Raw genomic sequence first — 14,918 nt, forward strand, 5'->3', positions numbered from 1 at the left:
GCCGATGAACCAGCACAGGAGACGGTTCGTCGCCGGGTTCCTCGCCGTCCCGGTCACGCTGTACACGGTCTACGTGCTCTCCCCCTGCGCGCAGGCCCTCGTCATCGCGCTCACCGACTGGCGCGGGGTCAACGCCGTCCCGCGCTTCGTGGGGGCGGACAACTTCCGCAGGCTCCTCGGCGACGAGGTCTTCCTGCGGGCCGCCGGCCACAACCTGCTGCTGCTGGCGCTGGTGCCGCCGCTGACGATCGGGCTCGCCCTGCTGTTCGCCTGGCTGCTGACCGGCGACGGGGCGGCCGGGCGCACGGGCGGGGGAGCGGTCAGGGGAGCGGGGTTCTACCGGGTGGTCTTCTTCTTCCCGCAGGTGCTGGCCGTCGTCCTGGTCGCCGTCCTGTTCCGGCAGATCCTCAGGCCGGACAGGAGCGGGATGCTCAACGGCCCGCTGACCGCCCTGGGGTTCGAGCCGGTCGGGCCGCTGGCGGAGACCCGCCTGGCGCTGTGGGCCGTGCTGTTCGTGCTGGTCTGGCAGGCGGTCGGGTTCTACGTCGTGCTCTTCTCCGCGGCCATCGTCTCCATCCCGCGCGAGCTGTTCGAGGCCGCGGCCATCGACGGCGCCAGGGGCGGACGGCTGTTCCTGCGGATCACCCTTCCCCTGCTGCGGGACACGGTCCAGGCGGGCTGGGTCTATCTCGGCGTCGCCGCGCTCGACGTCTTCGCCGTCGTGTGGGTGATGACGGCCGAGCAGGGCGGTCCCGACCACTCCACGACGGTGATGGCGGCGGAGGTCTACCGCAACGCCTTCCACTACTCCAGGTTCGGTTACGCCTGTGCGATGGGTGTGGTGCTGTTCGCGCTCACCACCGGGTTCGCGGTGCTGGTCCTGCGGCTGACCCGGCGCGAGCGGATCGAGTTCCGGTGAGCGCGGCCCGTGCCCGCCTCACGGCGCTCCTCTCGCACGCCGTCCTGCTCTGGTGGACGCTCCTGGTCACGGTGCCGATCGCGTGGACCTTCCTGGCCTCGGTGAAGAGTGAGCGGGAGATCTTCGGCGACGCCTGGTCGCCGCCGGCCACGATCCGCCTCGACAACTGGGCGCGTGCCTGGCAGCAGGCGCACGTGGGCCGCTACATGCTCAACAGCGTCGTCGTCGTGGCGTGCGGTACGGCGGGCACCATGCTGTTCGGCGCGATGGCGGCCTACGTGCTGGCCCGCTACCGCTTCCGCGGCAGCCGGATCGTGCACGCGCTGTTCGTCGCGGGACTGGCCCTGCCGGTCTACCTGGTGCTGACCCCGCTGTTCTTCGTCGTCAGGAACACCGGGGCGCTGCCGCTGGTCGGCCCGTTCATCGGCCTGAACACCCACGGCGGGCTGATCCTCGTCTACATCGCCTTCTCCCTGCCGTTCACGGTGTTCTTCCTGACCGCCTTCTTCGGGACCCTGCCGGAGACGGTCGCGGAGGCCGCCTTCGTGGACGGCGCCTCGCACACGCGGGTGTTCTTCCAGATCATGCTTCCGATGGCCAGGCCCGGTGTCGTCAGCGTGACGGTCTTCAACGTGCTCGGCCAGTGGAACCAGTACCAGCTTCCCCTCGTGCTGCTGCCCTCCGACCGGGACAGCTGGCTGCTCACGCAGGGCATCGCCGACATCTCGACCACGGCGGGCTACGACGCCGACTGGGGCGCGCTGTTCGCCGCGCTCGGTATGGCGATCATCCCGATGATCGTCGTCCACGCGCTCCTTCAGGGGCAGATCCGCAGGGGGCTGACCGCGGGGGCGTTCAAGTAGATCGGATTTTGCCGTTCACGGAGATTGGGTTAACTGTTGGAGTGACACTGACGACATATCGGGCAACCGACACCCTGTCTGTGACCTCCTCCGCCCGCCTCGGCGGGCGTCGACGTCTTCTCGGGCTGTTCCTGGCGCCCGTGGTGGCCGCCGGGGCCGCCGTCCCGCTCGCCCCGGGCCAGGCCGCGCACGCCGCCCCGGCACGTTCCACGGTGATCTCCGAAGTCTCGGCCTCGGCTTCGGCACCGGGGCTCGACGACCCGGCCAAGAAGGAGATCGCGATGAAGCTGGTCTCCAGCGCGGAGAACTCCTCCCTCAACTGGCGGGCACAGTACAAGTACATCGAGGACATCGACGACGACCGCGGCTACACGGCGGGCATCGTCGGCTTCTGCTCGGGCACCGGGGACATGCTGGACCTGGTCAAGCTCTACACCCGGTACAAACCGCACAACCCGCTGGCCAAGTACCTCCCCGCCCTGCGCCGGGTCAACGGCACCGACTCGCACAAGGGCCTCGACCCCGGCTTCACCAAGGCCTGGGCCCGTGCGGCGAAGGACAGGGCCTTCAGGAAGGCGCAGAACCACGAACGCGACCGGCTCTACTTCCGCCCCGCCGTACGGCAGGCCAAGAAGGACGGCCTGCGTGCCCTCGGCCAGTTCGTCTACTACGACGCCATCGTCATGCACGGCGGCGGCGACGACTCGCTCAGCTTCGGGGCGATCCGCAGGAACGCGCTGAAGAAGGCCAAGCCGCCGTCGCAGGGCGGTGACGAGACCGCCTACCTCAACGCCTTCCTCGACGCCCGCAAGGTCGCCATGAAGGCCGAGTCGGCCCACGAGGACACCAGCAGGGTGGACACCGCACAGCGGGTCTTCCTCAGGAAGGGCAACCTCGACCTGAACACGCCGTTGTCGTGGAAGGTCTACGGCGACTCCTACCGGATCAAGAAGTAGCCGTCCGGCTCAGGCCCGCTCGCCGGTCGTCAGGCCGTCGAGGAGGACCGTGATGTAGTGGTCGGCGAGTCCCGCGGTGTTCAGGCGTCCCCCCGGCCTGAACCAGCGGACCGTGACCCAGATGCTGTCACGGACCATACGGTAGGTGAGCTTGGGGTCGATGTCCCCGCGGAGCTGCCCGGCGGCCTGGCCGCGCCTGATCTGCTCGACCCACATGCGCTCGACCTCCTCCTCGGTCCTGACCAGGTAGTCGAAGCGGTCGCCGGGCAGGGAGCGCAGGTAGTTCCAGTCGTTCTGCATGACGGTGATCGCCGCGCGGTGTGGTTCGAGCGTGCCGAAGGCGACGCGGACCATCTCCGACAGGGTCGTGCGGGGGTCCTCCCGCCGGTCGAGCACCGTGCGGTAGCGGCCGACGAGGTCGTCGAGGAAGGTGGTCAGCACCTCGTCGACGATCGTCTCCTTGGAGTCGAAGTGGTGGTAGAGGCTGCCGGACAGGATGCCGGCCTCCTCCGCGATCTCGCGGACGGTTGTCGCCTGGAATCCCTTGCGGGCGAAGAGGTCGGCGGCGAGTTTCACGAGGTGTTCGCGGCGCTCCGAGGCGGAGCCGGATGAGGCCGCGCGCCTGGTCGCACCCTGGCGTCTGACGGAGGTGGTCGTGGCGCCGGAGTTCTTTCTCGTGTTCACGTCCTCCATTATGAGTCTTTGCGTAATCGCTTGTTCGCGCGAACGAACCAGCTCATCGCGGCATTCGCCCCGTGCCGGGCGCCTGTCCGGAACGGCGTGACGGGGCCGCTCTCCGGCGCCGCGCCGTACGGCTCGTGCCCGGGTGGGCGCGGGATGGGTTTCGGTTTTCCGTAAGGGGAGGGGAAAGCCTTCCCTTACCGACAAAACTCATAAACGTCACTTCTCTGGACATGCCTCCTCTTTCTTGGAGCGCGTCCGGCCTCCGGAGGGGGCTCGTGACGGATCCGGCTTCGCTGGCGCGCGCCACACGGATGGTTTCGCTCAAAGATCGCCCATGGTGACGCACCCGGCACGTCCCGTGGCTTCCGGTGACCGTTCCCCCTGCCGCCCCTGGAGCGTTCCCGGGTACCAGGTGTCACTCCGGATTGCAGGATCTTGACGGAAGGCCCATGGTCAGCCCCCTAGCGATAAAGAAAGTTTCCTATTAGATTTGCGCGCAAGGCCGATGGGAGCGCTTCCTCCCACGCCTGTGAACACAACATGGTGTCCGCGTGTCCTCGGCATGAGATGCCGGCCGGCCATGAGGCGAGGAGGGTGCATGAAGCGCGGCCAAGAGCTGCTTCGTCTGGCGGACACGGTTGTTCTCCCGGGATTCGAGGGCAAGTCACCGCCCGACTGGGTCCGCAGACGCCTGAGCGAGGGCCTGACCGGGGTGGTGCTCTTCTCCAGGAACATCGCCACCCCCTCCCAGGTCGCCGACCTCACCGCGGCGCTGCGCGCGGAGAACCCGCAGGTTCTCGTGGGCATCGACGAGGAGTCGGGAGAGGTGACCCGGCTTGAGGCGGCGGCAGGGAGCACGCGCCCCGGCAGCTTCGCCCTCGGAGTCGTCGACGACGTCGCGCTCACCGAGGAACTCGCCGCCGACCTCGGCCGCGATCTGGCGCTGACCGGCGTCAACCTCAACTTCGCACCCTCGGCCGACGTCAACTCCAACCCCGACAACCCGGTCATCGGCCTGCGCTCCTTCGGCGCGGACCCCGACCTGGTCTCCCGGCACACCGCGGCCTGGATCCGGGGCCTGCAGTCGGCGGGCGTCGCCGCCTGCGCCAAGCACTTCCCCGGGCACGGGGACACCTCGGTCGACTCCCACCACAGCGTCCCGCTGGTCACGGCGACCGCCGAGGAACTGCGCGAGGTCGCGCTGCGGCCCTTCCGCGCGGCGATCGCCGAGGGCGTGCGCACGGTCATGACGGCCCACCTGCTGGTCTCCGCTCTCGACCCGGGCGTGCCCGCGACGCTCAGCGGCAAGGTGCTGCACGACCTGCTCCGTGTCGAACTCGGCTTCGAGGGCGTCATCATCACCGACGGCATCGAGATGACCGCCGTCTCGGGCCCGTACGGCATCGGCGGCGCCTCGGCGCTGGCCATCGCCGGAGGCGCGGACGCGATCTGCATCGGTGGCCAGAACTCCGACGAGCAGACCGCCATCGACGTCCGCGACGCCATCGTGGACGCGGTGATCGAGGGCAGGCTTCCCGAGGAGAGGCTGGCCGACGCCGCACGGCGGGTGTGCGAACTGGCCCTGTGGGCGGCCTCGGCCCCCAGGCGGCAGGACCCCGCGCCCTCGCGTCCGGGAGACGTCTCCATCGGCCTTGAGGCGGCCAGGCGGGCGCTGCGGATCACCCGCCGCTCGGCGAGTGCCTCCCTTCCCCTGGCCGCCCCGCCCCACGTGCTCGAACTGGCCCCCGAGATGAACCTGGCCATCGAGAAGGACACGCCCTGGGGCGTCGGTGAGCCGCTCGGCAAGCTGCTGCCCGGCACCACGGTGACGCGCCTGGACGCCTCCGGGGCGACCGGGAGCGCGGTAGAGGGGGTGCTGGCCGCCGCCACCGACCGGCCGCTGGTCGCCGTCGTCCGCGACGCCCACCGTCACCCCTGGCAGATGGACGCCCTGCAGCACCTGCTGGCGGCGCGCTCCGACGCCGTCGTGGTCGAGATGGGCCTGCCGGGACGCTCCGACCTCGGCGCCGTCCACATCGCCACCCACGGCTCCTCCAAGGTGTGCGGCCAGGCCGCGGCCGAGGTGCTGGCGGGGGACGCCTGATCCAGCGTGTTCCGCCGCCCCCGGGCCGCGGGAACGGCGGAACACGCTCACAGGCCGGGCAGCCGGCCGTTGCGGAACAGGTCGACGAACAGCTGGTGGTCGGCCCTGGCCCGCGCGCCGTAGGCGTGGGCGAAGTCGACGAGCACACGGGTGAACCCGGCGGCGTCGGCACCGATCACGTTCACGATCGCGTCCTCGGTCGAGAAGTCGACCAGGTCGTGGCTGGACTCGTCGTCGGCGACGGAGTGCATGCGGGCCACGGCCCTGCCGAGGTCGCCGATCACCGAGGCGAGCTCCTCCGGCTCGTTGACGTCGCCCCAGTCGAGGTCGGCCGAGTAGGGGGAGACCTCGGCGACGAGCTGGCCGACGCCGTTCAGCGTCGTGTGGCCGAGCCAGGGATCGGCGTAGGCCTGCAGGGCCCGCTGTGACTCCGCCGTACGGTGCCCCTGGTGCCTGAAGTAGCCGCGTACCTTCTCGTCGGTGATGTACCGGGCGACGGCCGGGACCTGGGCCTGCTTCATGTAGAGGATGACGTCGTTCTCCAGGGCCTGGGTGTGGCCCTCAAGGAGCATGTTGTAGGACGGCAGGCCCGCCGAGCCGATGCCGACGCCCATGCGGAGCGCGAAGTCCTTGATCCTGTGCTCGACCGCGGGGACCGACGAGGGGAGCGTGGTGAGGTACTCCGCGAAGGCGGCCTCGACGGCGTGCCTGGTCTCCTCGTCGACCGGATAACGGCCGTCCATGATGGCGAACCTGCGCTCGAAGTTGTCGATCGTGGTCTCGACGTCGAGCAGCGCGACCCGGGTGTTGAGCCGGGCGACCTGGAGCACCCGGTGCAGCACACCGGTGGTCGTCTCCAGCGTCAGTGAGCCGATCGCCTCGTCCCCGCCCTCGGAGATGCCGGTCAGCTCGGTGAGGTAGGCCTTGGCGAACCCCGAGACCAGGTCGGTGATCACCTCGTCCGACAGCGCCTTGGCGTAGCCGATGAGCGCGACGCTGGCCACGAACCGCTTGAGGTCCCAGATGTAGGGGCCGACGTAGGCCTCGTCGAAGTCGTTGACGTTGAAGACCAGGACGCCGGAGGCGTTCATGTAGGTGCCGAAGTTCTCCGCGTGCAGGTCGCCGTGTATCCACACCCGGCTCGTCTGGTCGTCGAGGAAGGCCGTGTCGGCGAAGGAGCCGGCCATGTCCGCGTAGAACAGGCAGGCGCTGCCGCGGTAGAAGGCGAACGGGGAGGCGGCCATCTTCCTGAACTTGCGCCGGAAGGCCGGGGGGTCACGCCTGATCGACTCGCCGAACTCGGTGATCAGGACGTCGAGAATGTGCGCCGAGCGCCCATCTGTGGTCATGGTGCGCACGTTAGGGCCCACCGGCCCGGCTCCGCCAGGCGAAGACGTCACAGGGCCGTCACAGCGGCGGCTTCCCGGCAGAAGCGATGTCCGGGGAAACAAGGGGACATGCCATGGAATGAGGCGTTCGCCCGCGTCTGTTGGGGAGAGAGGACTCCGACCACGGTGTCCTCACGGGGAGAGACGGTGACGCGGCTGTGACACGACGGGGACCGGTGGTGGCCGGGCTCATGCTCAGCACGGCCCTGGCCGCGATGGACGCCACGATCGTGGCCACCGCGGTCCCGGCGATCGTGCGCGACCTGGGGGCCTTCTCCCTCTTCCCCTGGGTCATCGCGGTCTACATGCTGGCCCAGGCGGTGTGCACCCCGATCTACGGCGGGCTCGCCGACGTCTACGGCCGCAAACCCATGCTGCTCGTGGGCGCGGCGACCTTCCTGGCCGGGTCGCTGCTGGCGGGTGTGGCCTGGAGCATGCCCGTCCTCATCGTGGCGCGGGCGGTGCAGGGAATTGGGGCGGGAGCGATCCTGCCGATCACCCAGACGATCGCGGGCGACCTCTACCCACTGGCCCAGCGGGGACGCATCTCGGCGCTGATGTCCACGGTGTGGGGAGGCTCCGCGCTGCTCGGCCCGGCCCTGGGCGGCCTGCTGTCGGAGTTCGGGCTGTGGCGCTGGGTCTTCCTGCTGAACCTCCCGATCGGGGTGGCCGCGCTGGCCATGGTCACCGTGTTCCTGCGCGAGTCGGTCGAACGCCGTCCGCACCGCCTCGACCTGTTCGGCACCGCCCTGCTCGCGGCGGGCGTCGTCACCGTGATGATCGGGCTCCAGGAGACCGTCTGGTGGCTGATCGCGCCCGGTCTGGCGTTGCTCGCGGCCTTTCTGCGCTGGGAGCGGCACGCGGCCGAGCCGGTCGTGCCGCCGTGGGTCTGGCGTGACCGGATGCTGCTCGGCTCGTTCCTCGGCAGCGCGCTCGTCGGCGTGGTGCTGATCGCCCCCGCCCTCTACCTGCCCACCTACGCCCAGGGAGTGCTCGGGGTCGGCGCGGTCGCCGCCGGGTTCGCACTCGCCACGCAGTCCATCGGCTGGCCGCTGGCCGCGGGACTGGCCGACCGCCTCTATCTGAGGTACGGCTTCCGCGCCACGGCCCTGGCCGGGATGGTGCTCGTCGTCGTCTCGGCGGTGATGTTCACGCTGCTGGGCCCGGCCTCGCCGCTCGTCTACGCGGGCCTGTGCGCGTTCGTCAACGGCGCCGGGCTCGGCCTGGTCTCGGTCTCCTGCCTCGTCGGCGCGCAGTCCGTGGTCGGCTGGGAACGGCGTGGCGTCGTCACGGGCGGGGTGGTGTTCTTCCGCAGCGCGGGAAGCGCGGTGGGCACGGCGGTCTTCGCGGCGGTCGCGAGCCTGTCCCTGCTGTCGTCCGGTTCCGTCGGCTCGGTCGACGACGTCGCCGCCGCGCTGGACGGTCCAGGGGCGCAGGCCGCCCGTTCGGCCCTGGCCTTCGCCGTGCACCACGTCTTCCTGGCGATGACGGTCGTCGTGGTGCTCGGCGTGCCGGCCGTGCTGGTGATGCCGAGAAGGGGACGGCCGTTGTCCGAAACCCTTTCCAAGGCCGAGCCGGAAACCGTTTCCGAGGGCGGGGAGGACGGTGGGCGGACCCGCGCGGACCGCTGAGCCGTACGGGAGCGTTCCATTTTCCGAGAACGGTTTTCATAAGGGAGGCCGCCCAGGGCCGGGGCGGCCTCCCGCCGTTTTTACAACCATTTTGGGTCTTGTAGAGCCCGGGGGTCAGGGTTACGATCCGCATAATTATTAGGAAACTTTCCTAAAGGAAAGAGCATCAACATGCGCCGATTAGCTTCTGTGCTGGTGGTGTTCGCCATGGCGGCCGCGATGGCCGCATTGTCGATCCCCGCCCACGCAGCCGCTCGCCTGACAGCCGCCTTCACCCTCACCGGCAACCAGGGCAAGTTCGTGGTGAGCAACCCCAACAGCACCGCTGTGACCGGTTGGTCGATCACTTTCGAACTCCCCTCCGGGGTGACGGCGAGCGGTGCCCAGAATGCGACCATCTCGCAGACTGGCACCAAGGTGAAGCTGACCCCCGCCTTCTACATCAACACCGTGAAGGCGAACGGCAACACCGAGCCCTACAGCCCGACCTTCACGCTCAGCTCGGCCGTCCAGCCGACCAAGTGCACCATCAACAACGCCAACTGTGACGGCAGCGGCGACCCGCCCCCGCCGGACGCGCCCGTCACCGCGACCTACTCGGCCAGCGGGTCGCGTGGCAAGTTCGTGGTCAACAACAACACCGACGCCGCGCTCAACGGCTGGACGATCACCTTCGACCTGCCCGCCGGTGTCACCGCCAGCTCCGCCGACAACGGCTCGATCAGCCAGAGCGGCCGTTCGGTCACGCTGAGCCCGGCCCACTACAACACCAACGTCGCGGCCCACGGCTCGACCGAGCCCTACAGCCCGACCTTCACGCTCAGCAGCGCCTCCGCCGAGCCGGACAACTGCCGGATCAACGACGTCAGGTGTGACGGCGCCGCCGACACCCCGCCCGGCGTCCCCGGCAACCTGCGCTCGCCGGTCAAGACCACCAAGACCGTGACCCTGGCCTGGGACGCGGCCACCCAGGGCAGCCTGCCCATCGTCGGCTACCAGGTCTACAAGGGCAGCGACGTGGCGGCCACGGTCACCGGGACGACCGCGACCGTCTCGGGCCTGACCCCGAACACCGAGTACACCTTCACCGTCAAGACCAAGGACAGGAAGGGCACGCTCTCCGCGGCCACTCCTCCGCTGAAGGTCACGACCAACAACGCCGGTGACGACACCCAGCCGCCCACCGCGCCCACCAACCTGCGCAGCACCGGCAAGTCCTCCTCGACCGTGAACCTCACCTGGGGTGCCTCCACGGACAACAAGGAGGTCGCGAACTACGAGATCTACAGCGGCTCGACCCTGCTGACCACCTCGACCTCGACCTCGACCACGGTGACCGGCCTCTCGCCGTCCACCGAGTACACCTTCACGGTCAAGGCCCGCGACACCTACGACAACGTCTCCGACGCCAGCAACGCGGTGAAGGTCACCACCGACGACATCATCGGCAGTGGCTACGCCCGGGTCGGTTACTTCGTGCAGTGGGGCATCTACGGCCGTCAGTACTTCGTCCGCAACCTCGACACCACCGGCGTCGCGGCGAAGCTGACCCACCTCAACTACGCCTTCGGCAACATCGACCCGGTCAACCTGACCTGTCTGCAGGGTGTGACCAAGGGCACCAGCGGCAACCCGCAGGACCCGAACCAGGGTGACGGCTCCGGCGACGCGGACGCCGACTACGCCAGGCCGATGAGCGCCGGTCAGTCGGTCGACGGTGTCGGCGACACCGGCTGGGAGAAGCTGCGCGGCAACTTCAACCAGCTCAAGAAGCTCAAGGCGAAGTACCCGAACCTGAAGATCCTGATCTCGCTCGGCGGCTGGACCTACTCCAAGTACTTCTCGGACGTGGCCGCCACCGACGCCGCCAGGAAGAAGTTCGTCTCCTCCTGCATCGACACCTACATCAAGGGCAACCTGCCCACCTACAACGCCGCCGGCGGCCCGGGCAGCGCTGCCGGGATCTTCGACGGCATCGACCTCGACTGGGAGTGGCCGGGCGCGGAGGGCCACCCGGGCAACCACATCGGCGCCAACGACAAGCAGAACAACACCCTGCTGATCGCCGAGTTCCGCAAGCAGCTCGACGCCCTGACCGTCGAGACCGGTAAGCGCTACCAGCTCACCGCCTTCACCCCCGCCGACCCCGCCAAGATCGAGGCCGGCTGGGAGCTCGCCGAGGTCGCCAAGTCGCTGGACATCTTCAACGTCCAGGGCTACGACTTCCACGGATCGGGCAGCGACAACTCGTGGGAGCCCAACGTCGCCGGCCACCAGGCCAACCTGTACGCCGACAACGACGACCCGTACAACTTCCACTTCAGCGTGGAGAACGCCGTCAACGCCTACCTGCAGGCCGGGGTGAACCCCCGCAAGATCGCCATCGGTCTCGCCTACTACGGGCGTGGCTGGCAGGGGGTCGCCGACGGCGGCAAGTCCGGTGAGTGGCAGTCGGCGACCGGCGCCGCGCCCGGCCAGTTCCAGGACGAGGCCGGTACCCGTGGATACAGCAACCTGCTGGCCAGCGTCCCCGGGTGCACCATCAAGCACGACGAGCAGTCGGTCGCGACCTACTGCTACACCGGCAACGGCGGCCAGTGGTGGACCTTCGACGACACGTGGACGATCGCGAAGAAGACCGCATGGCTCCGCAGCAAGAACCTGCTCGGCGTGATGATCTGGGAGATGTCCGGTGACCCCGGCACCCTGACCAACGCCGTGGACGCGGGCCTGAAGTAATCGATCGGGGGTAATCCCCATCAGAACGGGCTGTCCCCGCGACCTGCGACGCCGCGAGGACAGCCCGTTTCGCGTGCCGGCCTGTCAGGCGTCACGGCGCCTGAACAGGGGAACGGCGACGACGAGCGGGAGCGCGATCCAGGCCAGGTAGACGGCGAAGCCGGTCCAGGGCCCCATCCCGACGGGACTGACCAGGGCGATCCGGCTGCCCGCGTTCGAGGGGGTGAGCTCCACCAGCCTCCTGCCCAGCTCGCCGGGCACGAACGCGACCAGCGTCGGCAGCACCATGAGCAGCGCGCAGGCCGCCACGATCGCGCCCGGGGTGTGCCTGATCAACGTGCCGAGCGCCAGCCCGAGCAGCCCGCCCGCGGCCAGGTAGAGCCCGGCGCCGACGATGGCCCGCAACACGCCGGGATCGGCCAGGGAGACCGCCGCCGCCCGCCCGGCGAACACGGCCTGACCGGCGAGGAAGGCGGCGAAGGAGGCGACGACGCCCACGACGAACGTGACCCCGGTGAGCACGGCGGCCTTGGCGGCCAGGAACCTCAGCCTGTCCGGCACCGCGACCAGGGAGGCGCGGATCGAGCCCGTGCGGTACTCGCCGCAGACGACGATCACCCCCAGCGTCGCCGTCACCGGAGCCGCGAGCATGATGCCCATCAGGCTGACGGAGACCGGGTCGGACAGGCGCCCGCCGTCCCCGGCGCTCACGGCGACCAGCGCCCCGGCCGCGCCGAGCGCGACCATCAGCGCCGTCACGGCGCCCAGGGTCCACACGGTCGAGCGCACCGAGCGCACCTTGGTCCACTCGGACCGCATCACGTCGATCATGAGGAGTACTCCAGACTGTCCTTGGTCAGTTCCATGTAGGCGGCCTCCAGGGTCGGCCTGACGAGGGTCAGTTCCTCGACCGCCAGCCCCCGCGCGGCGACGACGGTCCCGACCTCAAGGGGAGAGCGCCCGGTGACGCGCAGGTGGTCCCCGTGCATCTCGGCGCCGGGCAGCAACCCGGCCACCTCCGCCAGGTACGGCGAGCGCACCCGGACGTACCCCTGCGAGCTGCGCCCGATGAACTCCTCCATCCCGGCGTCGGCGATCAGCCTCCCCCTGCCGATGACGACGAGACGGTCGGCGGTCTGGGCCATCTCGCTCATGAGGTGGCTGGAGACGAAGACGGTGCGCCCCTCGGCGGCCAGGTCACGCATCAGCGTGCGGATCCACAGGATCCCGTCGGGGTCGAGCCCGTTGACCGGCTCGTCGAACAGCAGGATCTCCGGGTCTCCCAGCAGCGCCGCGGCGATCCCGAGCCGCTGCGACATGCCCAGCGAGAACCCTCCGATCCGCCGCCCGGCCACCCCGCCGAGCCCGACCGTCTCCAGCACCTCCCCGACCCGGGAGGCGGGGATCGCGTTGCTCCGCGCGATGGCCAGCAGGTGGTCGCGGGCGCTGCGCCCGCCGTGCACGGCCTTGGCGTCCAGCAGCGCGCCGACCTTGCGCAGCGGGTGCCTGAGCTCGCCGTACGGCACCCCGCCGACCGTCACCGTCCCCGAGGTCGGCCGGTCGAGGCCGAGGGTCATGCGCATCGTGGTCGACTTGCCCGCTCCGTTCGGCCCCAGGAAACCGGTCACCAGACCGGGTCTGACGTCGAAGGACAGGCCCGCGACGGCCGTGGTTCCGCCGTACTCCTTGGTGAGGCCGATGGCCCGTATCGCTGTCATGCCCCAAGGCTCTCCGGCAGGGGCGGGCGTTTCCTCCTGCCACGGGACCGTCCGCGGCGGCCCGGACCGGGAGCCGGGTCCTACTCTCCTGGTCTGACCAGGCCCCGTTCGTAGGCGACGATCACGGCCTGCGCCCGGTCCCGTGCGCCGATCTTGGCGAACAACGCCGTCACGTGGTTCTTCACGGTGTTCGGTGAGATCGCGAGCGCGTCGGCGATCTCGGCGTTCGAGCGGCCCCCGCCGATGAGCGTCAGCACCTCCAGCTCCCTCGCGGTGAGCCCGTCGAGAGGGGTCCGGCCCCGGATCCGGGCGGGCGCCTGGGACGGGGCGCCTCTGACGTGGGTGCGGATGAGGCCGAGGAGCAGACGCGGCGCCACGGCCGCCGTGCCCTCGTGCACGGTCCTGACCGCATCGACCAGTTCCTCGGGGGAGACGTCCTTGGGCAGGAAGCCGTTGGCCCCGGCCCGGAGCGCGGCCACGACGTTCTCGTCCAGGTCGAAGGTGCTGAGCACGAGCACCCTGGTCTCCGGCAGCTCCGCGGTGACGCGTTCGGTCGCGGCGACCCCGTCCAGCCCGGGCATGTGCAGATCCATGATCACGATGTCGGGCCGCAGCTCGTGGCAGCGGGTCACGGCCTCCAGGCCGTCGGCGGCCTCGCCGACCACGGTGATGCCCGGCTGGGCGTTCAGCATGAGCCGGTATCCGGTCCTGACCAGGGCGTGGTCGTCGGCCAGCAGCACGGTGATCACAGCGGCAGCCTCGCGTGGACCCGGAAGCCGCCCGCCGGTCCCGGTCCGGCGTCCAGGCTTCCCCCGCACAGCGCGACCCGCTCGGCCATCCCCACCAGGCCGAAGCCGCCGGGGGAGGGCGGGACGGTCACGGGCCCGTCGTCCAGCACCTCGATCTCGACCCCCTGTTCTCCGTAGCCGATCCGCACGAGGGAGCGCGACCCCGGGGCGTGTTTGCGCGTGTTGGTGAGCGCCTCCTGCACGATCCGGTAGACCGCCCGGTCGACTGCGGCGGGCAGCGGCACGGGCTCACCCTCGACCACCAGCTCCGCGGGCGCTCCCGCCGCGCCCGCCTGTTCGACCAGGGTGGGCAGCTCGGCCGTGCCGACCCCCGTGGCCTCCCCGCCTCCGGAGCCGTCGGCCCGTAGCACTTTCAGCAGGTGCCGCATCTCGGTGAGGGCCTGCCTGGCGCTCTGCTCAGCGGCCAGCAGCGCCTGCGTGGCCTCGGGCGGCTCCGTGGGCAGGTTCACTCTGGCCCCGCCGACCAGCGCGCTGACCACGGTGATGTGGTGGGCGACGACGTCGTGCAGTTCACGGGCGATGCGGCGGCGTTCGGCCTGCACCGCCTCCTCGGTCCGGATGCTCTCCTTGAGCCGTCGTGTCTCCGCCCTCGATCGCGCCAGCAGACCGGCGCCGGTGAGGACCAGCGGGAAGAGGGCACCGAAGGCGAACGCGCCGGAGGACTGGGGGCCCGCCGTGAGGGACGCGGAGGACGTGACGGCGTAGGCGGCCGTCACCGGGAGGAGGGAGGCGGCCAGCGCCCTCCTGGTCGTGGTGTGGCGGCCGAGGCCGTACAGGGCGATCGCCGCGAGGATCGAGAGGGAAGGAGTGATCGTCAGGCGCCCCGCGATGTCGAGCGCCGCGATCACGACGGCGACCGGGACCGGGTGGCGGCGCCGCGCCAGAAGGGGCGGGACGGCGAGCAGGAACAGCCCCGCCCTCATGGCCGTGTCCGGATCGTCGTCCAGCAGGGTGAAGGGCAGGACGATCAGCGAGGGCAGGCAGAGGAGCACGACCAGCGTCACGTCGAAGATCTGGGGACGACCCAGGAGCAGCCCGACTTTCCGCCCCGACCGCATGGGGTGATCTTAGTCGCCGGAGCCGCCGGACGGGCGGGAGAGCGGAGAC

General features: G+C 70.1%; 12 protein-coding genes. 6 read left to right on the forward strand and 6 right to left on the reverse strand.

What is annotated here, in order from left to right; genetic code table 11:
* Positions 1 to 4 precede the first annotated feature (4 nt).
* The 3 genes from ABT340_RS00220 to ABT340_RS00230 all read left to right on the forward strand — a co-directional run bounded on the left by ABT340_RS00220 (position 5) and on the right by ABT340_RS00230 (position 2,738).
* Complete coding sequence (locus tag ABT340_RS00220) at positions 5 to 919, forward strand: carbohydrate ABC transporter permease (protein ID WP_352008427.1); 915 nt, start codon at positions 5 to 7, stop codon at positions 917 to 919.
* Positions 916 to 1,782 (forward strand): carbohydrate ABC transporter permease, encoded by an 867-nt coding sequence (locus tag ABT340_RS00225; protein WP_352008428.1) that lies wholly within the window; start codon positions 916 to 918, stop codon positions 1,780 to 1,782. The genes ABT340_RS00220 and ABT340_RS00225 overlap by 4 nt, the downstream gene beginning before the upstream one ends.
* A gap of 80 nt (positions 1,783 to 1,862) precedes the next feature.
* Positions 1,863 to 2,738 carry a chitosanase gene (locus ABT340_RS00230; RefSeq protein ID WP_352008429.1) on the forward strand — a complete coding sequence of 292 codons (876 nt, stop codon included), beginning with the start codon at positions 1,863 to 1,865 and terminating at the stop codon, positions 2,736 to 2,738.
* 9 nt (positions 2,739 to 2,747) lie between these two features.
* On the opposite strand, the gene ABT340_RS00235 is transcribed toward ABT340_RS00230, so the two are convergent.
* A complete protein-coding gene (locus tag ABT340_RS00235) occupies positions 2,748 to 3,431 on the reverse strand; it encodes a TetR/AcrR family transcriptional regulator (RefSeq protein WP_386190096.1) in 684 nt (227 codons plus the stop codon).
* A gap of 589 nt (positions 3,432 to 4,020) precedes the next feature.
* On the opposite strand from ABT340_RS00235, the gene ABT340_RS00240 reads away from it, so the two are divergent.
* Positions 4,021 to 5,526, forward strand: a complete 1,506-nt coding sequence (locus ABT340_RS00240; protein ID WP_352008431.1) for a glycoside hydrolase family 3 protein — start codon at positions 4,021 to 4,023, stop codon at positions 5,524 to 5,526.
* A 47-nt stretch (positions 5,527 to 5,573) separates the two neighbouring features.
* Here the strand turns inward: ABT340_RS00240 and ABT340_RS00245 are convergent, their stop codons facing one another.
* Positions 5,574 to 6,875 (reverse strand): DUF2252 domain-containing protein, encoded by a 1,302-nt coding sequence (locus ABT340_RS00245; RefSeq protein ID WP_352008432.1) that lies wholly within the window; start codon positions 6,873 to 6,875, stop codon positions 5,574 to 5,576.
* Between the two features lie 197 nt (positions 6,876 to 7,072).
* Between ABT340_RS00245 and ABT340_RS00250 the strand changes: the two genes are divergently transcribed.
* Entirely contained in the window at positions 7,073 to 8,545 is a 1,473-nt protein-coding gene (locus ABT340_RS00250; protein WP_352008433.1) for an MFS transporter, read from the forward strand.
* Between the two features lie 171 nt (positions 8,546 to 8,716).
* The gene (locus ABT340_RS00255) at positions 8,717 to 11,284 is read left to right on the forward strand and encodes a glycosyl hydrolase family 18 protein (protein WP_352008434.1); all 2,568 of its coding nucleotides are present in this window, start codon (positions 8,717 to 8,719) and stop codon (positions 11,282 to 11,284) included.
* 84 nt (positions 11,285 to 11,368) lie between these two features.
* Here the strand turns inward: ABT340_RS00255 and ABT340_RS00260 are convergent, their stop codons facing one another.
* The 4 genes from ABT340_RS00260 to ABT340_RS00275 form a co-directional block, all read right to left on the reverse strand.
* Positions 11,369 to 12,115, reverse strand: coding sequence for an ABC transporter permease (locus ABT340_RS00260; protein ID WP_352008435.1), 747 nt, complete (start codon positions 12,113 to 12,115; stop codon positions 11,369 to 11,371).
* Complete coding sequence (locus ABT340_RS00265) at positions 12,112 to 13,002, reverse strand: ATP-binding cassette domain-containing protein (protein ID WP_352008436.1); 891 nt, start codon at positions 13,000 to 13,002, stop codon at positions 12,112 to 12,114. The genes ABT340_RS00260 and ABT340_RS00265 overlap by 4 nt, the downstream gene beginning before the upstream one ends.
* Positions 13,003 to 13,082: 80 nt before the next feature.
* The gene (locus ABT340_RS00270; protein WP_352008437.1) at positions 13,083 to 13,751 is read right to left on the reverse strand and encodes a response regulator transcription factor; all 669 of its coding nucleotides are present in this window, start codon (positions 13,749 to 13,751) and stop codon (positions 13,083 to 13,085) included.
* Positions 13,748 to 14,869, reverse strand: a complete 1,122-nt coding sequence (locus ABT340_RS00275) for a sensor histidine kinase (protein WP_352008438.1) — start codon at positions 14,867 to 14,869, stop codon at positions 13,748 to 13,750. The genes ABT340_RS00270 and ABT340_RS00275 overlap by 4 nt, the downstream gene beginning before the upstream one ends.
* Positions 14,870 to 14,918: the final 49 nt, after the last annotated feature.

Source organism: Streptosporangium sp. NPDC000239, assembly GCF_040300765.1.
GTDB lineage: Bacteria > Actinomycetota > Actinomycetes > Streptosporangiales > Streptosporangiaceae > Streptosporangium.